Consider the following 25,837-nt stretch of genomic DNA (forward strand, 5'->3'; position numbering starts at 1 on the left):
ATTAAAGGTTTTTTAAAAGTAGGTAGATAGATAAGGCTGTTGTAATCACAGAAACTCCTGTTGTTAAAGTCTGGATAGGATCTTTTCCTAATCCGTTCAGACTTTTCGCTCTTGTATTCAGGTAAATTTCGTCTCCGTTCTGAACGTAAAAATATGGAGAATTCATTACATCTTCACGGGTGAGATCAATAATTGCTTTTTTAATTCCTTCAGGTAATTTCCGGTGAATGACAATGTTTTTTCGGTCAACAGTTCTGTTTAATCCACCACTCATTGCAATTGCTTCTGTAATAGTAAGTGTATTTTTGTGAACAACTTTCTCGCCGGTAACGCCTGTGGTTTCAACATCTCCCAAGACATAAAATGTAATTCCGTTGGTATTTAAGCGTACTTCAGACTTGCCTTCCTGAAAGTTTTCATTAACCTTATCCTGAATTTCACTACTCACCTCCGCAATGGTCCTTCCTTCCGCTTTGATAAACCCTATTCCGAAAACATTAATATCTCCGTTGTTATCAACCTTCAATCCGTTAAAGTAAAAAGTACTATTTCCACCTGTCCCTCCCGAAGAAGCACCTCCTCCATTAGCAATGGAATTGGTAGCGGCTCCAGATCCTGAAGTATTCAGGGAAGAATAGAACTGTGCGGCGTCCCCTTTAGGCGTAGTCACAATGTTCAGGTTCAAAATATCGTTCTTTGTAATTCTGTAGACAGGAATATTATAGGGGATCAAACCTTCCTCATTAATTACAAGGCTTTCGCTGGGCTGCATATATCTTACATCTTTTGTAGTAATACAAGATGTGGTGATTAAAAGTGGCAGGGCTAAAAGTAATAAATGCTTACAATTCTTCATCATATTTTTCAAGTTGTTTGCAAAAGTAAAGATTTAATTGATAGTCTTTTTATTATTCTTCTTCAAAAGATAAATAAAATCCGGAATATAAGCTCCCAAAAAACCCAGAAAAAGTACAATCAATAATAAAAGATTTACATTTATATGTCGGAGATAATAGGCTACCGTTACAATAAAGAGATAATATACAACAATATAAAAGCTTGATCTTCTGTGTGTAAGATTAAGTTTTAACAGTTTATGATGGATATGATTCTTGTCTGCATCAAAGGGAGATTTTTTGTTAATTAATCTTACCATAATAACATTAAGAGTGTCTACAATGGGCAAAATTAATATTGCTACCGCTACCACAGGTGCAGACTGGAGGTGATATCTTGGAATTCCGGGAAGTTTTTTATCTATAAAAATGTCTATAAAACAAATGGAAGTAAAAGCAAGAAGGAATCCCAGAAGCATGGAACCCGTATCTCCCATAAATATTTTATTGGTTCTGTAGTTGGATAAATTATAATACAAAAATGCCAGAACTGCTCCTATTATAATTGTAGATAAAACAACCAGAGGATAATTATATTCTCCCAATCTGTAATAACTGATCCCGAAAAGCGCGCTGCAGATAACAGAATACCCTCCGGCAAGCCCATCAATTCCGTCTATGAGATTGAATGCATTGATAAGGATTATAAAAGTCAAAATACTGAAAATAACACTTATAACATACTCCATTTCATAGATCCCGAAAATTCCGAAAAGGCTTCTGATCCTTATATCTGAGCCAATAACTATAAACGCAGATACCACAATCTGTGCTACCAGTTTTTTGTAGGCTCTCATTACAACGATATCATCCATTACTCCAATGTAAAGCAAAATAACGAGGGAAGCGAATAGAAATTTATAGAGATCAAACAGTTCGTAAGCGAAAATAGAAGCACAGATTCCGATAGAATAGAAAATCGCGATCCCGCCAAGATTAGGGATTTTTCGGAGATGGGAACTTCTTACCCCAGGTTCGTCCATTAAATTTTTCCTGCGGGAAATTTTAATGATCGTGGGAACGGAAAAATAGGTGATTAAAAAAGAAAATAAAAAACCAAAGCCTACTTTTACATAAAAAATAGGAATCCCTGACTGGTTTAAGAACAATTCAAAATTCTTCATTTTTTTTCTATTCAAGTACTTTGAAGGCTTAACGACTAAAAACCTTGTGTCTGGCTTATGAGCTAAGTAACACAGTACTTACATTTGTGTTTACACTAATTTTCTTATCAGTTTTTTCTGCCCTGCAAAAAACAACAGATAGTATATCTTTTTTTTCAGTGGCAAAGATAGCAGATAATTCTTATCAAAACGATTATAATTCAATATATCTTTCAATTTCAGTTCTCTATCTTTGATAAATATCTCTAATTTTGCCGACATATCATAAAAAGTTCTTTCGTCTTTTACAAAAGCAAGATAAGCCAGAAAAGAATACACTCCTTCAAAAATCTGAAAATTTTTAAGTTCTTTCTTTCTGCCGGAATATCCGGACTTTTCAAAAACCTCTTCTACATCTATTACCGCTTTCAGAATATCCAGTCCTTTTTCCGTATGGGTTTTGGTAATGGAATCGGTACGTTCAAGATACTGATAATGGAAATTCTGCGTTTGAGAAATGGTGTCGCATTCCAGCAAAAGCTGGGGGATTAACTGAATATCCTCAAAATGCGCCCCTTTTTTAAATCTTTTGTCCCTAAAAAGTTCTTTTTTAAACAATTTGTTGCATGCAAAGTAGCTGAGATCGGAAAAAACGGAAAAATTATTTCCGAGATCAATTTTTTCCGGCATATTGGGAATCTGTGTAAGTTTTTGCGTTACTTTTCCGTTTTCATCTACTTTCTGAATATTGCAGATTACGATCTTCGACTGATGTTTTTCAGCAAGATGTACCATTTCTTCAAACATGGAAGGCGCAACATAATCATCACTGTCTACAAATCCGAGATAATCTCCTGTTGCTTGATCGATGCCGAAATTCCGCGCATCACTCAAACCGCCGTTTTCTTTTATAAAAGGCTTAATTTTTTCGGGATATTTCTGCGCATACTCCTGAATAATGTGTTCAGAATCATCTTTGCTTCCGTCATTTACGACAAGAATCTCAATATTCTGATAGGTTTGACGGACTAATGAATCCAGACATTTTGCGAGATAATTTTGGACATTATAGACGGGAACAATAACAGAAACTTTTGAGGGAACATTTTTCATACATTATATTTTCGTCAGTCGTGCATTCAGCCAGCCTTTTTTGGCATCATCAAAATCTTTTCGGGAACAGGGAACGCAGTTTTCTATATTTTCATCGTCCCCGAAATACCAGAGATTACTGAAAGTATCCCGTTTGAAGGCATATTGTCTGTCGTCTACCAAAACATAAAACACTTCATAATGTCTTTCTTTCGGGTGTGATCTCTGAATATTGATTCCTTCGATCAGATACCAGATCATTTGTGCGAGAAGCTGTTGATTCAGCTGGTTTTCGGAGTAAATATTATAGTTGAAAATCCCGACAGACTTTAAATTTTCACTTAAACCGATTTCCTTCATGTATGCGCAGACTTCTCTCCGGTTCAGTCCGTTTACCTGCGGATTCATGGAAAAAGGTTCGCTGAAACTTTCGATGGCATCACAATTTACTGTCACCAGATCCGCTTTTCTGAAGAAGGGTTCTGTTTTTTCGGTAGAATTCATCATTTCAGCAAGGCGGATAATATCAAATTCAACTTCTTTGATTAATCTTACTGAATCTGCTTCATTCAGATGTTTCTGATAGCCTAAATGATGGTAATTTTTAATAGAAAAAGTTTTAGCTCCGAAAATCTTGCTTAAAAAGGTATGTTCATTAATCATTTCGCCCTGTTTCAGGGAAATAATATTGCTGATCTGGGTATAATTGATGCTTTTGGTATGGAAATTAAGCGCCGAAAAAAGCGAAAAAGCAAAATCATTGGAACCGCCCACAATCACCGGAATGGCTCTTTTGTAATGACAGGCAGACAATACTTCCTGCAGAATATAATGAGAATCCTGAACAGATTTTCCGGAAACAAGGTCTCCAAGATCAACTATCGGAATTTCAAAATCGAGCTGTGAGAGTTTATAGAATTCATTCCTGATCCCTGTAAAATCCTGAACTTCTGCATCCCCATTTGCGCCTCTGTAATCCGAAACAAAAAGAAGTACGATACTGTCTTCTTTTATTTCCTTCGTGATTCCTGCCCCGATATGCCAGTTTTCTGTCCTGAAATTTCTTGGGGAAATGATAAAATCTTCAAAATTCATTTGTAGTCTCCATTGTTTTCGCAAACTTACAAAAATATTAGAACTCTTATTTATCTCATTTTAAATACTAAAGCACTTTAAAAATCAAAATCGTTTATTCTTTAAAACTGATAAAAATTTTAATCTTAAATTTCAGATTCTAAATTAACCGTTAAAACAAAAATACATGAGCAGCACGAAAAGAGACGAATTAAAAAAACTTTTAGCCCCCATTAATAAAGAATTAAGAACACACGGTGGAAATGAGAATAAAATTAAACTCACAAAATTAAAAGAGGAACATATTGATTTTCTGTTGGAATTGCTCAATGTTCATTTAGAAAAATACAAGGATTTTGCAAGAGCTGATCTTGAAGATTTTCATGCAGAAGATATTAAAGGTCTGGTAAATTATAAAATGCCTGTAAACATTCATGAAATTGATCTTCCGGAGAGTTTCAGTGATCCTGTATCCTGGAAAATAGCGATTGGAAGGCTTAGGTTTGGTTCTACACAGGTAATCTTAGAGATAAACAACTGGGAAATTACCGACAGCACTCTGGTTGGCTGATTGATCCTAAAATCCTTTCCGCATGAATAAAATGTATAAAGACAAGCTTGAAATATTACAGCAGCGAATCCCGATCGGAGAAAGACAGGGTTTGGCTTTGTTAGAAAAAGCCGAAGGAAATACAGATAAAGCTGAAAAATATTTTACAGAAGAACGTATTTCGATCATTGTGAATAAGACCGGAATACAAGCTAAAATTGCTCTTCATCATCTTCGGGAAAATAATTTTGATATTAAGCAGACCATCAAAATAATTGAAACTAAATATTTTACCACAACGGAACTTATTTTAAAGAAAGATCATGATAAGGAGGAAGCTTTGGATAAAATCTTTTCAGCAATTGTAAAAAAATATGACTGGAAAAGAAATTTTCTGAATGCTCCCAACAAAATAAAAGATTTTCCAATCGAATTATACAGTTTTGTAACTGTAATGGAATGGCTCTATTTTGAAAACTGGGAAGATTTTGAGAGTGCTTTATTTCATCATCTCGACATGGTAACTGAACAAATGAGAACAAAGCTGAATCTGACTCAACTTGCAGATTATCTGGAAAAAGCTCAGAATATTTCAAATTCTTTTTACGAAAAATACGAAACTTCAAAAGACCATAATAATTACGTAAAAGCAACCAATGAGCTGCGCAACAATAAAGAATTTATTGCAGCAGAAGAGAAGTTTATCCTCCTGAAACCGCTCCTTGAAGAACGTCTTTATGAATTTGTAAAAACCAATATAGAGAAGTTTCCCTAAAGAATTCGAATACCAAATACGGAATGATATCCGGTGAGTGACAAAATCAGACCGGAATTGCGTACGTATACTTATGAGCTCAGAATGGATATTACTCCCTGATTTATCAATACAAATTATCGTTTTGTTCATAAAAAATCCGTTTCACAAATGTTTGTGAGACGGATGATTGTACCTAATAAAAAATTTAACTTAGAAATGAATGATTTAAATATTCTAAACAGTACCTATATTTTTTCTGATATAATTAAATTTTATATATTTTTTTCCATTTCGTTAAAGTGTTTCTGCTGATTCTAAAATACTTTGAAGTATGAAAATTATTCATCTTATGCTCTTTCTGATATTTTATGATGTACAGAATCGTCTCATCATCATATGATCGGTGTCTCTGATTAAATACTACAGAGTCCTGATCTTTCTTATTAAAAATTAAATTATCAAGTTTCACTATATCCCAGGATAACAAAGTCTCTTTATCTAAAAAATACTTAAACTCCGTTTCCCTTTCAGGACATATTTTTAAAATAATGTCATGATAAATTTTCTTATAATCAGGAATTGTTCTCATCATGCTTGGCTTTCCATTTGTATAATGTTGTCTTGGGTATTCCGTATTCCCGCATAATAGAGTCTGCACTTTTCTCTCCGGATCTCATAAGTTCCAAAATGTATTCTATAAGATTCTTAGTGTATATGTTTTTCCTGAATTTCGGAAGAGACGATATCTTTGTGGAATCGGATGCTTTAACAGGTGGAGCATACAATATAATGTGCTGGGAATACAATCTGAAAAAATCGTAATTCAGTAATTTGCTCCATTTTAAAAGTACATTGCAATCTATGCTTTCTTTTCTATACATCTCTGCAACCTCAGCTTCTGAGCATTTCAGAAAATTGCATATCCGTACTAAATCTATATCCAATTCATCCACTCTCATTTTAACATATGAGCCTATATGGATTTCTTTAAAATTTGATACTATTTTCATTTCGATGAACCACGATTTTTTTTAGAGAGGATATTCCTTACACAGTAGAGATGTATTGATAGACAATACAGCCTTGCCGAATCCGGTTATCGTAAAAAAATTATCAGAAATATCATCGGAATTTGTTCCCGTAAGTCCGTTTATGAGAAATCGGAAGTAAAATATTAATTTTTTCATTGCATTTTTTTGCAAATAAAAAGAAAATGCACAAAGGAAACCTTAAGGAAATATACTCATCTATACTCAATGATGCTACTTAGATATACTTTGAAATATAAATTAACACCAACCCACCATCAGAAGGATTTATTATAATTGAATTCATATCTGCCGACGCGGAAATCTCGGAACATCTTTTATTTAAAATCTATTTCAATGAGGAATAATAAAAATGCCATCATAAATTTTCTTCTGAAAAAAATTTTAACAAGATAGCGTTCCTACGGAACGCCGGACTTCCGAATATGGTTTCTAAACAGATGAATCCGCATCAGAACTGATGCGGATTCCCTTGGTATTTTTTAGACAGACTTTTAGTTCTATTTCAAATTCATTTTGAAAAAAGCCTCAATTTTATCAAATGGAATTTTATCCATTCTATCGTACAAATCAACATGATTAGCGTTGGGAACAATATACAATTCCTTTGGTTCGGAAGCTGATGTATAGACATCTTCAGAATAGTAACGGGAATGCGCTTTTTCTCCTGCAATCAACAAGATCGGACGCGGTGAAATCATTTTTATATTGGCTGCCATGGGAAAATTGAAAAACGCAACCGGCGTTGTAGCCGTCCAGGCTGTTGTAGAATTAACAGATCTCGGATGAAATCCTCTCGGCGTTTTATAATAATCGTAAAATGCCGCTAAAACAGGATTGGAATCGGGAGGAAGCTGATCCGGCAATCCGCTTTTTATAATGATTAAGTTTCCTTTATCATCAAACGGAATTTCATGCAAAGCCACATCATATGTACCGTTTTTCGCGTCTGCCCAGCGTTGCTCACTCAGATAATCGATAATTTTGTGACGCTGTTCATCAGTATAAGAATCGGCATATCCTTTTGAAATGCTTCTGGACATATCGTACATAGAAGCCGTTGCTACAGCTTTTATCCGGCTGTCGCTTGTCGCGGCAGTTAATGCCATTCCGCTTAATCCGCAGATTGCCATAACCCCAATTTTTTCACGGTCTACATTCGGCAATAATCCTAAATAATCTACCCCCGCCGAAAAATCTTCCGTAAAAATATCAGGCGAAGCGACATTACGGACTTCACCTCCGCTTTCTCCTGTGAAAGAATTATCAAAAGCTAAGGTGATAAAACCCCGGGAAGCCAGTTCATTTGCATATAATCCTGACGACTGTTCTTTCACAGCTCCGAAAGGTCCGCTCACCACCAATGCAGGAAGTTTTTTGTTGCCCGCATTTTCTGGAGTATAGAGATCTCCCACAAGGGTAATTCCGTAACGGTTTTTGAAGCTTACTTTTTTGCGAAGTACATTTTCATGCAAAAGGAAAGTATATTGGTCTGAATGTTCCATTGTGTTTAATTTTTTAGTTTTTGACTGCTGAGCCTGGCTGAAGGAGATTCCTAAAGCGAATAAGGTCATGATAAATATTTTGACTCTATTTTTCATTATAAACGGTTTCATATGGTGAGTCTGATTCAAATTTTACAAGTACATTGTCTGAGCCTAAAGCATCCGCCAAATCATCTGCATGATCTACATTTCCAATTTTGGTATAAGCGTAAGAAGTTGAGAACGTTTTATAAAACAACACGACAACATTGTTTCCATAAAGCATGAGATCTCCATTCTGAATCTTACCTGGACTGTATGCTTTAACAGGCAAAGATTCAGGCAATTCCGCATACTTTTCATTGCTGTTAAGCTCCTTCATATCAAGCGTAAGAGGCAATAATTCCTTAAAGGCTTTAGCAGTGGCGTTATCCTGTAAATTAACCTTAAATACTTTGCTGTTTATTGTGATCTTAAGATTCATTTTTTCCGTATTTTATTTTTGATCTTTGTGCCTATCCTATTTTAAATGAATGGTTTGCCTGCAGAAATATTCAGAACAAAAAACTCGATTTAGTAAAAATAGAAAGTCAGCAATACTACTGGCTTTCTATTGTTTCAGGCTTAAAACGACTGTTCTGTTTCTGTATAGATCACTTCCTGAAATTGGGGAAACATCGGGAAAGACTCCATTACTTTTTTAGCTTCTTCTGCATTTACATTTGCTAAAACCAATACGGCTCCCGTGTGGTCATCTTTTATAAAAAGATGTTTTAAAATTCCCTGTTCTACCAATTCTGTTGCTCTTGCCATTTCTTTAGGCATTAATTCGTCCAGATTTGGAATTTTAGCTAAATCGTTAATTACGTTTGCGATTACTGTTTTCATTTTTTTATCATTTTAAATTGTTATCAACTGTTTTAATACTGCAAATTTAGGCTGCGTATCGGCTTCTTACCCTTAATCTATCTTAAGAAATACATTTATATTTTACAGGGTAAGCAAAAAACTACACCATAGATTCTTCCCACGAACCTTTGGTATCTACACCTGCTTTTGCGGCGAGTGTTTCGAGGGTATCCATTTCATCCTGAGACAATTCTATAACGGATGCCTTTACCATTTCCTCTACCTGATCGATTTTAGTAACTCCGATAATAGGCAAAGTTCTTTTCGCGATCGCCCAAGCCACAGCAATTTGTGCAACTGAAGCATTCTTATGCTCTCCAATAATGCACATTGCATTCGTCAACTCTTCCAACTGAGGAAGTATCTTATTGTATGTATTACCTCTTCCGCTTCCTTCAGGCAAAGGATTCTGCGTATTGTATTTTCCAGACAAAGCTCCCTGTTCAAGAACCATGTACGCGAAAAACGTGATATCGTTGCGATTGCAGTAATCTAAAATTCCGGCATCTTCCGAAGAACGGTACAATAAACTGTAATGATTCTGAACGGCAGAAATTTTAAAGCCTTCTTTTGCCAGAATATCATTCGCCTGTTGTATTTGCTCCAGATTATGATTGGAAACTCCTACATTCTTCACCTTTCCGCTTTTCAATAAAGGGATAAGGTGGGAAACCCATTTGGGCGCTCCTACGGGATTGTGAATCCAATAAAAATCGACATACTCTGTTCCTAAGTTTTCAAAGCTTTGATGAAGCATTTCTTCCACAGGATTCGCCGATTCTTTTGCAAACTGAGGAGTAAACTTGGTCGATATGAACAGATCTTCACGCGGATAATCTTTTATAAATTCTCCCAGTACTTTTTCTGAAGATCCCATGCCGTAAACCAATGCGGTGTCCCATAAGTTCAGTCCGGATTTCACGGCCGTATCAAAAACGGGTTTTAACTCACCGGTGGTTAAATGGTTTCCGAAAACCTGATCGCTTCCTGCAAAACCTGCTCCCCAAGACCATGTTCCTAATGCTATTTTTGGTAAATTTTTCATCGCTGAATTTTATTTGCTGTTATTGGTAAGCTGTTTTGCAAGTTCTTCTCCCACACCTGCTGCGGAAGCCGGATTCTGTCCTGTAATAAGACGTCCGTCTGCAATTACATTTTTCGTCCAGTTCGATGCTGCATGATGCAATGCTCCGTGATTAATCAAAGCGGTTTCCAGAAGAAAAGGAACGATATCCGTAGCCTGAACTTCCGCTTCTTCGTCATTGGTAAAAGCAGCTAATTTTTTACCGTCTACCAGATACGTATCGTCACTTAGCGTAACGTTCACTAATGCTGCAGGACCGTGACAAACCGCAGAAACAACGCCTCCGTTTTCATAAATTTCTTTCGTCACTTTCTGTATGCCTTCGCTGTCTGCAAAATCCCACATGGTACCGTGACCGCCTGCAAAAAATACTGCGGAATATCCGGAAGCATCTGCATCATCGATCTTAATGGTATTTTTTAACTGATGCTGAAATTCCGCATCATTCAGATAATGTTCATTTACGGGATCAGACGCATCTAAGCTGTCTTTATCAACGGGAGGTTCCCCACCTTTAACAGAAGCTAATTCATAGGGTACACCTAATCTTTCCAATTGTTCTAAAACGTGCGTTAATTCGCTCAGCCAGAATCCTGTCGGAATACCTGTAGATCCTTTTACATTATTGCTTGTAACAACGCAAAGAACGGGTTTTAATACTGTATTCATCTTTTTGTTTTGTTTGAATTTATTTTTAGTTTGTTATATAATTCTATGAATGAAATTTGTGTTTAATCTTTCTTAGTCATTAGCATTTCACTCACCAGGGTAGCTAATCTGTGGGCATGATCTTTAGCCTTGGCTTTTATAATTTCTAAAGTTTCAAAGGGATAAACGCCCGGAATATATTGCATTCCCATGGAATAAACAGGCTCCTGAACTTCCATCTGGCAAAGTTTGGCGGTCTGAATAAGCGGAGGTAAAAAATCATCAACCGGATAATTCATCGCTTTTCCATAATCATACAAATCCTCTGATGCGCCTGTAGTGAATGACAGAATCAGCTTTTTACCTTTCAGCTTATCTCCGCCTGCGCCGTGTGCAAAACCGAAAGCATACACATCATCAATATACTTTTTCATCAAAGCCGGAAAAGAATACCAGTGCAGGGGAAACTGCCAGATAATGACATCCGCATTTACAAGTTTTTCCTGCTCAGATTTTACGTCAATCTGAAAATCGGGGTAAAGCTGGTCTAAACGGCTTATTCCGGCATCGGGAAACAGTTTTAAAATATTTTCTAAAACGGCTGTATTGGCATAAGAATTTTCTGAATCGGGGTGTCCTGAGACAACCAGTACATTTTGCATTTCCATTTATTTTAATTTGATAATGCAAATGTAGAACGGCACAGTGCCTCTTACCCTTAATGTATCTTAAGAAATAAAATGTCTGGGTTTGGTAATGTCTTTGCGTATTTTACTTAAATGTTCCGGAGTAATGCCCAAATAAGCTGCAATCTGGGTTTGCGGAAGCCTGTTGGCAAACTGGGCATATGTTTTCAGGAAAGCCAGATATCTTTCCTCGCCCGTAGAACTCATGTATTGCAAAAGCCTTCTCTGGATCGTTGTTAAATGTTTCTCCAGCAGATCACGAATAATATAATTGAATATCGGCGCTTTTTCGTATAACAACTTTAAGTTTTCCGGTGTAATGTACAGAACTTCGGAAGCTTCCAGGGTATCAATACTGAGGTTTGAAGCAGTACGCTGTCTAAAGCTCAAAGCATCAACAATAATCCAGTTCTCAGCAGCGAACTGAAGAATGTGAGTGGTCCCTTTTTCATCGATCATATACATCCGCATACAGCCTTTTACAATAAAACAGAACTTATTACAGATTTCTCCCTCTCGCAATAAAAATTCCTTTCTTTTAAAGCTATGATAGGTAAATAACTCTTTAACAAGATCTTTTTCGGTTTCATCTAAAGCGGCAACACGTTCAAAATAATCTATAATCGGCTGATATATATTTGGGGCTTCCTTCATTTTTTTGTTTTCTCAAATTTATAAAATCATTTGATAAATAAACCTGTATTCGATTAAAAGCGAATGAATTATTGCTTTAATTTGAACATGAATTCATAGAAAAACAAAAAGCACAGACCAAAATCTGTGCTTTCTATTTTTTACAATCTATCTACTTTTTTGCGGCAGGCTTCTTTGTTGAAGTTGCCTTTTTGGTAGTGGTTGTTTTCTTAGCGGTTGTTGCTTTCTTTGCCGCAGGTTTCTTTTTCTCTGCAAAAGCTTTCGGATCCTGATCAGTAATCCATTTTTTAACCTCATCAAGAGAAATTTCTTTTAATTCCTCTCCTTCATATTTGGTATCGTCCGCTTTTTTCGGAATCTTGAACATTGCCTTTCCGAATTTAACAAACGGTCCCCATCTTCCGTTTTCAATGGAGATCTTTTCTTTTTCCCATTGCTGAATGTATCGGTTCGCTTCTTTTTCCAGTTTGGCATCAATTAATTCATTGATGTCGCTTTGAGAAAGGTTTTCAAAATCGTATCGCTTCGGAACGTTTACGAAAATGTCTTTGTACTTGATGAAAGGTCCGAATCTTCCCGTTCCTTTCGTTACCGGTTCCCCTTTGTAAGTGGCAATCGGCGCATCGGCAATTTTCTTTTCGTTGATAATCTCTTCGGCACGTTTCTGATCTACAGAAAGTGGATCTTCCCCTTTTGGAATGCTGATGAACGTTTCGCCCCACTTCACATAAGGTCCGAATCTTCCAACTCCCACAGAAACCGGCTGTCCATCCACTTCATTTAAATCGAATGGAAGCTTGAACAGTTCGAGTGCTTCTTCAAAAGTAATGGTTGCGATATTCTGTCCTGCCATTAACGAAGCGAAAATCGGTTTTTCTTCATCGTCTGTTTCTCCGATCTGGATCATTGCTCCGAATCTTCCGATTCTTGCATGAACATTTTTTCCGGTTTTCGGATCTACTCCCAAAAGTCGGTCTCCGGTTGCCCGGTCTGCATTCTCTTCTACATCTTCAATTCTCGGATGGAATTTCGAGTAGAAATTCGTCATCATTTCTTTCCATTTCTGGTCACCATTTGCAATTTCGTCGAAGCTCTCTTCTACTCTTGCCGTGAAACCGTAATCTAAGATTTCCTTAAAATTATCGGTTAAGAAATCACTTACCACTTCACCTGTGTCCGTTGGAACGAATTTATTTTTATCCCCTCCGAATTTTTCGTCAAGGACTTCTTTTTTAATGGTATCATTTGCCAAAGAAATTTTCACCACTTCTCTCGTCTGCGGTTCAATTTCTCTTTTATCCACATATTCACGATTCTGGATGGTCTGAATGGTCGGTGCATACGTCGATGGACGACCGATTCCCAATTCTTCCAGTTTTTTTACCAGACCTGCTTCGGTATATCTTGCGCTCGGTCTTGTGAATTTTTCGGTTGCCGTTATTTTTTTATAGTCTAAAGTTTCTCCTACGGTTACTTTAGGAAGCAATTTTTCGTTGTTTTCTTCGTCATCCTCCTCTGCTTTTACAATTCCGTAAGCTTTCAGGAAACCGTCAAAAATAATGACTTCCCCCTGTGCTTCGAAATGCTGCGGAAGTTTTGCATTCCCGATTTCAATCACCGTTTTCTCAATTTTAGCATTTGCCATCTGAGAAGCGAGTGTTCTTCTGTAGATTAACTGGTATAATCTGTTCAATTGGGCATCTCCCACTGTTTTCACAGCAAAATCTGTAGGACGGATCGCTTCGTGCGCTTCCTGTGCAGAAGCCGATTTTGTGGTATAATTTCTCGGTGCAGAATATTCCGCTCCGTATTCTGAGACAATTTGTTTTTTTGCGCCTTCAATCGCTTCCTGAGAAAGGTTTACCGAGTCGGTTCTCATATAGGTAATGTATCCTTCTTCATATAATCTCTGCGCAAGACGCATGGTGTTGGTTACATTATATCCTAATCTCGAAGAAGCTTCCTGCTGTAATGTAGAAGTGGTAAAAGGTGCAGAAGCTGAACGTGTTCCGGGTTTTGTTTCAACATTTAAAACTTTAAACTCGGTAGTTTTTGCCTGTTCAAGGAATTTTTCAGCCTCTTCTTCTTTGTCGAAATCCTTTTTAAGCTTTGCAGAAATTTCCTGCTGTGTTTTATTTAAGAAAATTCCGTCCAGTTTGAAACTTGCTTTAGGTACAAATTCACGGATTTCTTTTTCTCGCTCCACAATTAATCTTACGGCAACGGACTGTACTCTCCCGGCAGATAATCCTGGTTTTACTTTTTTCCATAGAACCGGAGACATTTCAAAACCAACGATCCTGTCGAGAACTCTTCTTGCCTGCTGAGCGTTTACGAGATTCTGATCGATATCTCTGGGATTTTCAATAGATTTCAGAATGGCATTTTTGGTAATCTCGTGGAAAACAATTCTTTTTCTGTTTTCGGGCTTCAGTTTCAGTTCTTCCGCCAAGTGCCACGCAATAGCTTCTCCTTCACGGTCCTCATCGGAAGCCAGCCAGACCATATCGGCTTTTTTCACGGCAGCTTTCAGTTCGGTTACCAATTTCTTTTTGTCAGCAGAAACTTCGTAATCCGGACTGAAGGTCGACAGATCAATCCCCATTCCTTTTTTAGGCAAATCCCGGATGTGTCCGAAGCTTGATTTTACCTCGAAATCCTTACCTAAATACTTTTGAATAGTTTTTGCTTTTGCCGGTGACTCAACGATTACTAAATTTTTCGACATTCCAGAAATTTTTGCAAAAGTAAAGTTTTTTTATTAGATAGTTTTTTTGAATTACATTTTATTTAATAATTCAAGCGGCGCAACGAAGACTCTGTAGATAATTCCTTCGAAGGTAAAGCCCTTTCCGGACATCTCTACTCTATATAATAATGAGAAAATAATGATGAAAAGGGTGATGTAAAATTTACGGTTAATAACAATCGGTTCGAAAGCATAAATACTGCGTTCCTTCCTTAACAGCAAAGCAAAAAGAACAATCATCATCATCATATGAATATACATCCATCTTCCCCAATCGATGGCGAGATAAAACAGGGGAAATGAAAACAAAAAGGCTCCGATTAACAATATAGATAAAACCTTTCGGTTGTTTAGAAATTTTAAATAATAGCCTATATGAAAAATACTTATCGCTAAACTTAAAAAATAGAGAATATATTCACTGCTGTGCTGTCTGATGTAATCTCTTTCATTAATGTTCCAGTAAAAAATTCCGTAGGTGGGATGCACTCCACGCTCAGCGAGAATATGAAGAGACATTCCTTCATTTACGTTTTTACCAAAAGCGAGAATCAGAATTGTAGGAATTCCGACAGAAAGAAAATATTTGACATATCTTTTAAATTCAAACTTTCCTGTTTTCAGATATAAAGCAATCGCAAAGTAAGGGACATAAAACAAAACAACTTCGTGCAGAAATGTGGTGATGAAAAGTGCGATACAGAAAAAATATTCTTTATTCTTCGATAGTTTATCGTTATCTAATAAGTAGGTAAACCATGCAAATAAAAGAAAAACAATAAATTCTTTTTTTCCGACATAGGTTACTGTATTTAAAAGTCCCACAAAACCAATAGAAGACAGTAAAAGTGAAAAATAAAGCAGATCGGTAACTTTATATCGGATGAGTTTGGTATACAGCCAGAAAAACCCTGAAATAATTAAAAACTGAACAAAATAAACCAGATAATTCAGCCGTAATCCTGTAAGATCCTGCAACAGAAAAAAGAAACTTCCGGAAAGACCCCTTCTCTTGAAACCGCCATCCTGATAATTAATGAGCCAGTCTCCAAGAATATATCCGTCGTCCTTAAAATTGTAATAATAAGTGAATACAAGCGTATAAACAGCCGTAACGGCAATTAAAAAATAGATACCAATTTTAATATTGAAATTCGATACGACTTTTTCTAGCCTCATAATGTGTTTTGAAAAATTTGGAACAAAAAAAGAGAAACAAAAACAGCTTTCAGTTTGTTTTCATTATTTAAGACTCAAAAATAATGATTTTAACTTAATTACCGTTTTATTTCTCTTCGGGTTGCTATTTTATATCAATTATTCCTTAATGATTTTTACTATCTCTTTTGAATCGTTAATTCTCAGCAAATAGGTTCCGGTCATTAATGACGAAAGACTGGTTTTTCCGTTTTCAAATTTTCCGGATTTCACCAGTTGTCCGGACATATTGTAAATTTGATAATAATATCCTTCTCTGTTATCCTGCGTTTTGATGTGAAGTTCATCTTTCACAGGATTCGGAAAGAATGAAATCTTATCTTCTCTGATCGCCTGAACATCATTTTTACTTAGAGCCGCAGAAGGCTTTGAAGCTGGCAAAGAAGTGATCTGAAGCTTAGGAATTACCCCTTCTTCATTTCCTTCCGTATCATATTTAATTTTTACGCAACGGCAGCTCATTCCGAAATACGGATCATTGTTATCATGAAAAGCGATCATTCGGTTGGCGGTAGAAGCGGCATCAAATAAAATATTAACCGGTCTTCCGATATAATTTGAATTCAGAGCGGCAGTCCACACTCCGGGATACTGATAATTGATGAAATTATACGTTCCTGTTGCCGTTTGGTTTGCCGTTACACTTCTGAAACCACGCGATCCGGAATTCGGATAGTTTCCTGTTTTGTAAGACGAATCGTTAAACATATATCCGATGGTATAACTCGCAGAAGCACTTCTTCTAACTCTCTGTCCCAGATAATCTGTAATGATGCTGTATGAAGTGGCTGCATTTTTATCTTTTTTATACCATGGAGTGAATCCGAAATCCTGTCCCGTTGATACCATAACTCCGGTAAGATCAGGAATTCTCCATCCTTCCGGACAAGGATCAAACGGAGATTTTTTGCCTCCTCTTCCCCATCGTTCTGGTGCAAGATTCGGTTCATTGGCAAGCCAGTCGGTTCCGTTGGTGTACAAAGGATTTGATGAATTATACGGAGCAAACGCACTCGGAATCATATAAACCAATGGATTTTTCACAGAGTACGACAATACTTTTGAAACTTTATCTGAAATTTTATCCGCAGCCGAAACACTGGCATTTGCCGAATTGCTGTAGGTATTGTAGGGCACAATATAATTTCCTGCTAAATCATTGTAGGAAGCCGCTGAAAGTGTTGTGTAGGTTAAAACTCCGTTTGCAGTATTTCCAAGATAAACAGGATGAGACGTTCTGTCGTCTGCATACTGGAAGATCGGCAACGGATCTTTTCTTCCCCACTGATAATGCAGTCCTGTGGAAGCTTTAATTTTTGCCAGTTCTGCTGCAGTTGGCGTTAACGGATTGGCTACAACAGGGAAAGCATCGGTCGCACCAAGATTTCTGTCCATGAATTCCGTCTGAAATACATTATCTGCTTTCGGAACATAATTTACATAGTTCGTCACTGAAGTTACAGGCAGTTCGGTCGTATAATTATAAGAACCTACTGCCGTGTCTGTTACCCAGATATGCCATGACCAGTATACAGGATTTGTGATGCTTCCGTTATGCAAGGTAACGACCGCATTTCCGCTTTGGTTAGGATTAATGGTAACTGCAATTTTGGAGGAAGAAATTGCCCCCAGAGAAGCCGGTGAAGGATTAACAATGGTAACACTATTCACTAAACCTGTATTGGTTGTCCACAGAACATTGGCTTTAAGATTATTAAAGTTAACTGAGTTTAAAATATCTTTGTTATTCAGAAGCTGACTTTGTACAGAAAAGGCTTTGCTAACAGGAATCTCCACGGTAAAAGCTGAAGTATTTTTTACAACCTGATACGTATTCGGATTGTTGATTCCTTCCCGATATTCAGTTTCAGGAACGATATATTCTGTAGGGAAATCATATTCGTTTACGACATATAAAGGATCTTTTATACATCTGCAGCCTGCGGCATCCGTTGTAGAATTTCCGGCAAGCGGAAAATACCAGTACCGACCTTTTACATCAGGATAATTAGGATCCGGAATATCCGACTGCATTTTATCAGGAATTAAAAACAGTGTTCTTGCTCCTACCGAAGGCGTAGCATCAAAATGTCTTGCCATCGTTGCCGTCCATAAGGTGGTCTGATGCTGATCCGTAAACTGCCCCTGATGCGCATTCCAAACAATTGCTCCCGTTCCGGGAAAAATTCCCATATCCAAACCTCCTGCATTTGAAAGATCAAAACCGAAATTTGGATACAGCTTAAAATTGGTCATAAAACTTGGCGTTCCCGAATCCGTAGGCTTTATTTTATGGTAATTATTGCTTTCAAAAACATTTTTGGACATATTTGTTCTTACGCCGAACGGAGAAAAATCTACCCGGATATCATCAACATAAGCAGGTGAAGCTAAATTGGCTACCAATACCGAAGGAATCCGCCATCCGTTCGGACAGGGATCGTAAGGAGATTTGCTCCGGTAAGGCTGCGCACCAATATCTTTATTATATCCTGAAGTAACTTTTCCCAGAGAATTATCTGACCAAAGATTGAGTTCCGGTAGCTGGCTGTCATTTAAGCCCGGCATTCTGCCAAACCAATTGACCATCAGATTTGCATTGTTGTTATAATAAGCAATTCCTGAGTTATCATCTTTATTGACGTAGATTAAACTCAAAGGATTTTTTACCGACAGCTTCAGATTATTGGAAACCGTTGCATTGGAAAGCAGTACAAATTTTCTTAAATTATCAAAATTGGCAGCTCCTGTAAAGTTTTTGGCTCCCCTATGTCTAACCCTTCCTATTGATCCTGAAACTTCGTAGAAATCATTCCCTCGGTAAACCAATGGCGGAATGGGATCTTTTCTTCCCCACTGATACAACAGTCCTCCGTTCCTGTTCCAGTCGTTTGCAGTGATAGAACTGCTTATCGCTCCAAGATTCCTGTCCATCCATTTCCATTCCTCATCGGGAATCGTTTCGATGGTTCCGTCTGCTTTTTGTCTTTTCACCTCGGGATAACTTTTATAGGCAGATCCGTTGGAAGGGTCATCTGTAACCCAAACGTGCCACGACCAATAGATTTCTCCATCTACCCTGAAGGCAATGACAGCATTTCCCTTTTTAGATTTATTTACCGGAACTTTAATTTTAGCATATTCTCCGGAATCTATTATCTCAAGCTGATAAACAGGATCCGATTTTATTAAGCCATGAACATCCTCCCAGAGAACATCTGCCGTTATTTTACCGGAAGGAATTCCTGTTCCGCCCAGTAATTTATCCTGTCCCCACATTGCATAAGCTTTTTTTACTGGAATGTAAATACCACTGCTGCTTTGTGTTGGGTCAAAAATATAACTGTTGGGCGCTTTTGTCCAGTCCGCAGCTAATAATTTTCCATTAATGGAAACAAGATGATCTTCTTTCTGTGAAGATTTCACTAAAGAATCTGAATATGAGGAATATATTTTTTTTGATACTGTCCAACCAGAGTTCTTTGTTTCAGGACTTACTTTTGCATAAGCTTCATATGCAAACAGGCAACTTATAAGTGCCGCAAGATTTGTAAATGACTTTTTCATATCCTTGAATTTGTGATGTTATCAACCTAGTACAACATTTAAACCCTTATTAAAAAAATCAGATTATTTTATAAAAGTACATTATAATAAAATAAATTTGCAAAACAATCATCTACAATTTATAATTATAGATGCTAATATCTCATTTCAAACTTAGGTTATACGAAATTAAGGCATTTTCGTCAAATTTTTACATATTAGTTATAAAGTTGAATTAATTTTAATACTCTGATAATTCGGCAGATGATTAAATAAAAAAAGACAATGCTGTTTTGCGTTGTCTTTTTTATTTACAAAGGTCTGAAGCCATTTTATGGTAAAATATGATTCTTATAAAGATCCCATGTGAAGTTTCCGTTTACAATATTCTTAAAGCTGGAGAAAACGACAAAGTTGAACACTGTAAGAGCGATTATAAAAGCATAGATCAACTTTTTTGTATTTTCCGAAACCACGTACATTGCATTGGGAATGATAATATACGCAAAACCGATGAATACTCCTGCAAGTCTTGAAGAGAAAATAGGATTATCTCTGAAAATGAAATAAAAACAAACCCCGATTACAACATAAGCACGATGGTATTCATAATAAGGAAATTTCTCTTTCATCTTTTCATCAAAAACAAAAAGGAAAAAGGTGAGAATTGCCATCATCACTTCAGGAATACCGATCGCCCCGTTAAGCCTTTCCACCGTTTCATCTACATAACCGTTAAAACCTATGGAAACGGTACTGTCTGAAGCAATACTCGTCATAAAATCCCCAAAGACACGATACACCTCAAACGGAGACAGGAAAACAGAGGTAATAATCATAAAAAGCATTACAAATCTGTTCAGCGGTATTCTTACCAACCAGTACATCGGTATTAGGATATAACAAACCGTATGCACCCCCGCTGCAAGATAGATACAGAGAAGATAAGCAATCAGTTTTCTTTCTTTAATGTATCTTATTCCAAAATAAGCAATAAATGAAGCAAGATTTTGCCGGATCTGACCGCTTTCCCCGATAAAGAAGCCGGGAATGAACATGAAAAGCATAAAGGTAAACGGATAAAACGTATTATCATCCGTATATTCTACTTTAAAGTAAACGGCGAGAATGGCAATAACCAAGGTTAGAATATAAAACGGCGCATCGAAGACATTCAGCAAAATTTTATTGATGAATACATACAGCCACTCTACTTCAATCGGCTGAGGCCCCTTCATTCCCAAACCCTTCATAATGAGCGAGATGTAATCTTTGGTATCCGAATACACGTAAATCCCACGATAACTACCGTAATCCGGCCCTACCTGATCGCGAAGTCCTGCAATAATCATGAGATATATTCCCAAGAACCAAAGCCATTTTTTTTCAACCTTACCATGAAAAACTTCCTGATAGCTGAAAAACAGCATATAGAGAATGGCAATAATATAATATGGATGCAGTAAACTCATCTTTCCGGTAAACTATTTTTAAACTGATAAGAAGCCGTTACGATTCCCGTAATCAGCAAAGGCATAAACAATCTGGTTTCCCAGAAAAGCCCTACTAAAGTAATCATTAAAAGATACGGCAGCGCAAAAAACAAATATTTTTTCATCATCATCTTTCCGGTCTCATCAGAAAAACTGTAACTGAAATAGACACCTAAAATTCCGAATAAAAGTCCTGTAAGATTATAAGGACTTGTGAAATTTTTAATTAAATAAATTCCCTCCACAAAAGAAGCTTTCTGCGGAATAACCAGCCTTAAAGCAATATAAGGAAGCACAAACGCAATCACCAGCAAAAAAGTTTCTTTTATGAAAGCGAAATTCTTGTTCTTCAGATTTTCAGGATCAATAAAAACCGCTGCAAAAAAAGCGATATTGAGACAGGCGGTTTCCCGCACAAAAGTTGAAATAAATATCACAATACTTAATCCCAATAAATCTGTAGGTTTTTTATGCTGTAAATATTTTAACGTTAAAAATATCCCAAAAACATAAAAAAAGATCGCGATACAGTCGCAATTGGTCGGAACATACTGAAGAATAACGATAAAAAATACAGCAATAAGATGAACCATTCTTCTGATTTTCTGGTTTGAAAGAATTTCTACGGGCTTCAGTTCAAGAATTTTATCTAAAATTACTGAAGTCAGAAGAAAAAAGAAAACATTGATTAAAAATGTACTGTGGTAAAACAATGAACCCTGCTTCAAAAGAAAACTTTTTGCAAAAGGAAGATCATTATTTACAATGGAAGTTATCGCTTCTGTAACGTGTACACTCAGGTAATTCGGGATTACACGGTATGCATACACCGACGAAAACATAAAATCCGGCGCTTTTTCCCAAGACTTAATTCCTACAACGTAAGAAGTCTCAAATCCGTAATAGGACATGAAAAAGAGAAGGAAAGGAAAGATTATAATAAATAAAAATCCGTTTATTTTTTCATCAAATAGTTTAAACATATCAAAACCTAAGTTCAGACTTAGTCAATTTTTGTTTTAAAACACGCTTCATCAATTGGGAACTTTTGCAAAAGTATATTTTTTTTTCATTTTTACTAAATATTTTATTGATTTTCAGATAAAACTTGTGATAAAAAATTTTGAACTCCCCCCGAAAAATTTAAATTTGCAAACCTGATTTTTATAATGTAATGCATCGTTTTTTCATATTTTTATATTATCTGATCTCTAAAAACAAACTTCTGTCCGTATTTTTTTCGGTCGGAATTGCCGTTTTGTGTTTGTTTTTCGCATCGAAGATCAATTTTGAGGAAGACATCAATCAGATTATTCCTAAAAACGAAAAATCCGATCTTACCGCAAAAGTTCTGAAACAGCTCAATTTTTCAGACAAGATCATCGTGATTATCGAAAACAGATCCAAAGAAGAAAATTTTCAGCTTTCGGAGACTGCGGATTCTTTTTTACATCAAATTGAACCTCTGGAAAAATACATCGGTTCGGTTCAGGGAAAAGTAAATGACAGTGAAATTTCGGAAACCTTTGATTTCGTCAATCAGAATCTGCCATTATTTCTGAATGAAAACGATTACAAAGAAATTGAGAGAAAACTTCAGAAAGACAGTATTGCCAAACAGGTAGAAAACAACTACGTTTCTCTGGTTTCGCCAACAAGTCTTGTTACCAAAGAATTCATTAAAAAAGATCCGCTCGGAATTACTTTTCTGGGAATCAAAAAACTCAACGCTTTAAACATCAGCAAAGATTTTAAGCTGGAAGACAATTACATCGTAACCAAAGACGGAAAAAACCTGCTGCTTTTTATTGATCCCAAAAACAAAAGCAACGACACCAAAAACAACGAAACATTTGTTAATCAGTTAAACACCATCAAAGAAAACCTCAACACAAAATTCAGAGGAAAAACAGAAATCAGCTATTTCGGCTCGCCTGTTATTGCGGTTGCGAATGCACAACAGATCAAAAAAGACATTCAGAATACGGTTATCATTTCGATGACGGTTCTTCTGCTGATCCTTATTTATTATTTCAGGAATGTTTTTACACCGATTATTGTATTTCTTCCGACGGTTTTCTCAGTTTTGCTTGCTCTTTTGATTTTATACTTTGTTAAAGATAAAATTTCGGCAATTTCTCTGAGCGTGGGAGCCATTTTGATAGGAATTACGATTGATTACGCCCTTCATATTTTGACGCATTACAAGCACAACAACAATATTGAAGAGCTTTACAAAGAAATTACCCAGCCTATTGTTTTAAGCAGCGCAACAACGGCGGTTTCTTTTTTATGCCTTGTTTTTGTACGTTCGGAAGCGTTGAAAGATCTGGGACTTTTCGCCGCGATAACGGTTATTTTATCTTCCGTTACGGCTTTAATTATCATTCCGCAACTGTACCATCCGAAGAAAAAAGAAAAAGCAGTCAATACAAACTTTATCGACAAAATCGGTTCGTATCCGTACGAAAAAAACAAACCTTTAATTATTATCTGTTCAGTCATTATTATTGCGTGTCTTTTCGGATTCAGAAAAGTAGGTTTTAATGAAGACATCGGCGATCTGAATTATATTCCGAAAGATTTAAAAATAAGCGAAGCGAAACTGGAGAAACTTTCCGATATTACTTCAAAATCCATCTACACGATTTCTTACGGTGATTCTGAAGAACAGGCTTTATCCAGAAATTCTGAGCTGAGCCAGTTTTTAGAAAAAGAAAAAAAAGAAGGTAAAATTTTAAGCTATAATTCCCTTGGGAATGTGGTTATTTCTGAAAAAGACCAGCAAAAAAGAATTGAAAACTGGAAAAAATTCTGGGACGAAAATAAAAAGAACCAGACAGTTTCTGAATTAATTAAAAACGGAAATCAATTCGGATTTAACAGTTCCGCTTTCGATCAGTTCAATGAAAATTTAAATAAAAGCTACTCTACGTTAACTTTAAAAGATTACGAAAAGGTAAAAGCCCTTCAGATTTCTGAATTTCTGAGTCAGGAAAACAATTTTTACACAGTTTCCAATGTGGTAAAAGTAGACGAAAAGAAAAGAGATGCCTTCATTAAAGACGTTGAAAAAAAGCATGATGCTTTGGCAATCGACCGTCAGCAAATGAACGAAAACTTTCTAGGCTTGCTGAAAAATGATTTTAACACGTTAATCAATTATTCCCTTTTAGCGATTATTTTAACCATCATTGTGTTCTTCCGAAACTTTGAATTAACGGTTCTTACGATGTTTCCGATTGTTTTAACAGGAGTGGTTACAGCGGGAATTCTTTACTTTTTAGGTCTGGAACTGAATATTTTCAGCACCGTTGTCTGCACTCTGGTTTTTGGAGTCGGCGACGATTTCAGTATTTTCCTTACACAGGCAATGCAGAAAGAGCATACGACAGGAAAAAACGAACTTCCAACGTACAGAACCTCCATTATTCTGGCGGTTTTCACGACGATTTTATCCATCGGTTCATTAATTTTCGCCAAACATCCTGCTTTGCATTCATTAGCTTTGGTTGCTTTAATCGGGATGTTCTCCGTAATCATCATCACCTCAACCTTATATCCGTTCTGGTTCCGTTTGCTGATTACAAACAGGGCTAAAAAAGGACTTTCTCCGGTTACCTTCAGATTATTTTTCAATGCAGTATTGTCTTTTCTGTATTACGGATTAGGCGGATTGCTTTTTTCTGCCATCGGAAGCCTGTTTGTAAAACGGTCGAAAGGCAAAACATTAAACTTTATTAAATTAATTTTAGCCAAATTTTTAACTTCTGTTCTTTATACGAATCCATTTGTAAAGAAAAAGCTCATTAAAAACCCGAATGAAGATTTCAGCACACCTGCAGTCATTATCGCTAATCACACTTCGTTTCTGGATACATTGGCTCTAGCCATGACAACGCATAAAATCATTTATCTGGTGAATGACTGGGTGTACAACTCTCCTATTTTCGGAAAGATGGTAAGAGCGTTAGGATTTTATCCCGTTTCTCAGGGTATTGAAAACGGAATGGAAAAACTGAAAGAAAAAGTAGATCAGGGATATTCTCTGGTTGTCTTTCCTGAAGCAGAGCGTTCTTATACCAACGATATCAAAAGATTCCACAAAGGAGCGTTTTATATCGCGGAAGAATTCGGGCTGGATGTGGTTCCGGTTTACATTCACGGAAATTCTGAAGTACAGCCAAAAGGAGACTTTATCATTTACGACGGTTCAATTACCGTAAAAGTGGGCGACAGAATTGATAAAAATGACGAACGCTTCGGGAAAAATTATTCCGAAAGAACAAAAAAGATCAACACTTTTTTCAGGGAACAGTTTGCGAAGTTCCGAAGTGAGCTGGAAGATGAAAATTATTTTAAAAAAAAACTATTCCTGAGCTATCTGTATAAAGATAATGAAGTGGTACAGGAAGTAAAAGAAGATTTTAACAAAAATAAATCGGTTTATTTTGAACTGAATAAACATATTCCGAAAGATGCAAACATCCTGCATATTGCAGATGATTTCGGACAGAAAGACGTTTTACTTACACTTCAGCAGGCGAGCCGAAGAATCTTCAGCTTAATGAAAGATGAAGAAAAAAGGCAAATCGCCGAACAGATTTATTTGGTAAAAAGAAGGAAAATTAAATACATAAAAAACAGTACGGAAATTGATAAAAAGATAGACGTTCTTCTGGTTTCGGATAAAAACTTCAAAGCAGACCGAATGGAAAATCTTCCTGAAACCATCATTTTTATGAATGTGAAAAATACGTTACCGGAAAATAATAATTATACACTGAAATTCAGTTCAGAAGCTTTAAAAGTATTTCGTTCTGAAAAATAAATATGAAAAGCATA

21 protein-coding genes are annotated in these 25,837 nt (G+C 36.4%); 3 read left to right on the forward strand and 18 right to left on the reverse strand.

The genetic code is table 11. The annotated features are described in order from the left end of the window. Position 1 precedes the first annotated feature (1 nt). From KKI44_RS11995 to KKI44_RS12010, 4 genes are all read right to left on the reverse strand, one after another. A complete protein-coding gene (locus KKI44_RS11995) occupies positions 2–856 on the reverse strand; it encodes a polysaccharide biosynthesis/export family protein (protein WP_214591151.1) in 855 nt (284 codons plus the stop codon). A 33-nt stretch (positions 857–889) separates the two neighbouring features. Further along, a complete protein-coding gene (locus KKI44_RS12000) occupies positions 890–2,020 on the reverse strand; it encodes a glycosyltransferase family 4 protein (RefSeq protein WP_214587487.1) in 1,131 nt (376 codons plus the stop codon). A 90-nt stretch (positions 2,021–2,110) separates the two neighbouring features. Beyond that, the gene (locus KKI44_RS12005; RefSeq protein ID WP_214587488.1) at positions 2,111–3,112 is read right to left on the reverse strand and encodes a glycosyltransferase family 2 protein; all 1,002 of its coding nucleotides are present in this window, start codon (positions 3,110–3,112) and stop codon (positions 2,111–2,113) included. Between the two features lie 3 nt (positions 3,113–3,115). Further along, complete coding sequence (locus KKI44_RS12010) at positions 3,116–4,186, reverse strand: formimidoylglutamase (protein ID WP_214587489.1); 1,071 nt, start codon at positions 4,184–4,186, stop codon at positions 3,116–3,118. Positions 4,187–4,352: 166 nt separating this feature from the next. Here KKI44_RS12010 and KKI44_RS12015 point away from each other — a divergent pair, with 166 nt between their 5' ends. Both KKI44_RS12015 and KKI44_RS12020 read left to right on the forward strand, forming a co-directional pair. After that, entirely contained in the window at positions 4,353–4,736 is a 384-nt protein-coding gene (locus tag KKI44_RS12015; protein ID WP_214587490.1) for a hypothetical protein, read from the forward strand. A gap of 22 nt (positions 4,737–4,758) precedes the next feature. Next, complete coding sequence (locus KKI44_RS12020) at positions 4,759–5,490, forward strand: hypothetical protein (protein WP_214587491.1); 732 nt, start codon at positions 4,759–4,761, stop codon at positions 5,488–5,490. Between the two features lie 247 nt (positions 5,491–5,737). Here the strand turns inward: KKI44_RS12020 and KKI44_RS12025 are convergent, their stop codons facing one another. The 14 genes from KKI44_RS12025 to KKI44_RS12090 all read right to left on the reverse strand — a co-directional run bounded on the left by KKI44_RS12025 (position 5,738) and on the right by KKI44_RS12090 (position 21,975). Continuing rightward, positions 5,738–6,064, reverse strand: coding sequence for a helix-turn-helix domain-containing protein (locus tag KKI44_RS12025; RefSeq protein ID WP_214587492.1), 327 nt, complete (start codon positions 6,062–6,064; stop codon positions 5,738–5,740). Further along, complete coding sequence (locus tag KKI44_RS12030) at positions 6,045–6,482, reverse strand: helix-turn-helix domain-containing protein (protein WP_076396623.1); 438 nt, start codon at positions 6,480–6,482, stop codon at positions 6,045–6,047. The genes KKI44_RS12025 and KKI44_RS12030 overlap by 20 nt, the downstream gene beginning before the upstream one ends. A 539-nt stretch (positions 6,483–7,021) precedes the next feature. Beyond that, positions 7,022–8,122: an alpha/beta hydrolase gene (locus KKI44_RS12035; RefSeq protein WP_214587493.1), complete on the reverse strand. Its 1,101-nt coding sequence runs from the start codon at positions 8,120–8,122 to the stop codon at positions 7,022–7,024. Further along, complete coding sequence (locus tag KKI44_RS12040) at positions 8,112–8,489, reverse strand: cyclophilin-like fold protein (protein ID WP_214587494.1); 378 nt, start codon at positions 8,487–8,489, stop codon at positions 8,112–8,114. The genes KKI44_RS12035 and KKI44_RS12040 overlap by 11 nt, the downstream gene beginning before the upstream one ends. A 140-nt stretch (positions 8,490–8,629) precedes the next feature. Further along, entirely contained in the window at positions 8,630–8,893 is a 264-nt protein-coding gene (locus KKI44_RS12045; RefSeq protein ID WP_214587495.1) for a muconolactone Delta-isomerase family protein, read from the reverse strand. Positions 8,894–9,014: 121 nt separating this feature from the next. Continuing rightward, positions 9,015–9,959, reverse strand: a complete 945-nt coding sequence (locus tag KKI44_RS12050; protein WP_214587496.1) for an aldo/keto reductase — start codon at positions 9,957–9,959, stop codon at positions 9,015–9,017. A 9-nt stretch (positions 9,960–9,968) separates the two neighbouring features. Then, complete coding sequence (locus KKI44_RS12055; protein ID WP_214587497.1) at positions 9,969–10,667, reverse strand: type 1 glutamine amidotransferase domain-containing protein; 699 nt, start codon at positions 10,665–10,667, stop codon at positions 9,969–9,971. A gap of 62 nt (positions 10,668–10,729) precedes the next feature. Continuing rightward, positions 10,730–11,308 (reverse strand): NAD(P)H-dependent oxidoreductase, encoded by a 579-nt coding sequence (locus KKI44_RS12060; protein WP_214587498.1) that lies wholly within the window; start codon positions 11,306–11,308, stop codon positions 10,730–10,732. A 66-nt stretch (positions 11,309–11,374) separates the two neighbouring features. Beyond that, positions 11,375–11,986 (reverse strand): Crp/Fnr family transcriptional regulator, encoded by a 612-nt coding sequence (locus tag KKI44_RS12065; protein WP_214587499.1) that lies wholly within the window; start codon positions 11,984–11,986, stop codon positions 11,375–11,377. A 151-nt stretch (positions 11,987–12,137) separates the two neighbouring features. After that, positions 12,138–14,714, reverse strand: a complete 2,577-nt coding sequence (gene topA, locus KKI44_RS12070; RefSeq protein ID WP_214587500.1) for a type I DNA topoisomerase — start codon at positions 14,712–14,714, stop codon at positions 12,138–12,140. Positions 14,715–14,765: 51 nt separating this feature from the next. Beyond that, positions 14,766–15,914 (reverse strand): hypothetical protein, encoded by a 1,149-nt coding sequence (locus KKI44_RS12075; RefSeq protein WP_214587501.1) that lies wholly within the window; start codon positions 15,912–15,914, stop codon positions 14,766–14,768. A 138-nt stretch (positions 15,915–16,052) separates the two neighbouring features. Continuing rightward, complete coding sequence (locus KKI44_RS12080; protein ID WP_214587502.1) at positions 16,053–19,520, reverse strand: T9SS type A sorting domain-containing protein; 3,468 nt, start codon at positions 19,518–19,520, stop codon at positions 16,053–16,055. 311 nt (positions 19,521–19,831) lie between these two features. Beyond that, on the reverse strand, positions 19,832–20,971 hold the full coding sequence (locus tag KKI44_RS12085) for an EpsG family protein (protein WP_214587503.1): 1,140 nt from the start codon (positions 20,969–20,971) through the stop codon (positions 19,832–19,834). Next, on the reverse strand, positions 20,968–21,975 hold the full coding sequence (locus KKI44_RS12090; protein ID WP_214587504.1) for a hypothetical protein: 1,008 nt from the start codon (positions 21,973–21,975) through the stop codon (positions 20,968–20,970). Before KKI44_RS12090 ends, KKI44_RS12085 begins: the two co-directional genes overlap by 4 nt. A 191-nt stretch (positions 21,976–22,166) precedes the next feature. Between KKI44_RS12090 and KKI44_RS12095 the strand changes: the two genes are divergently transcribed. Further along, positions 22,167–25,823 carry an MMPL family transporter gene (locus KKI44_RS12095; RefSeq protein WP_214587505.1) on the forward strand — a complete coding sequence of 1,219 codons (3,657 nt, stop codon included), beginning with the start codon at positions 22,167–22,169 and terminating at the stop codon, positions 25,821–25,823. Positions 25,824–25,837: the final 14 nt, after the last annotated feature.

The organism is Chryseobacterium sp. ZHDP1, assembly GCF_018603435.1.
GTDB classification, from domain to species: domain Bacteria; phylum Bacteroidota; class Bacteroidia; order Flavobacteriales; family Weeksellaceae; genus Chryseobacterium; species Chryseobacterium indicum.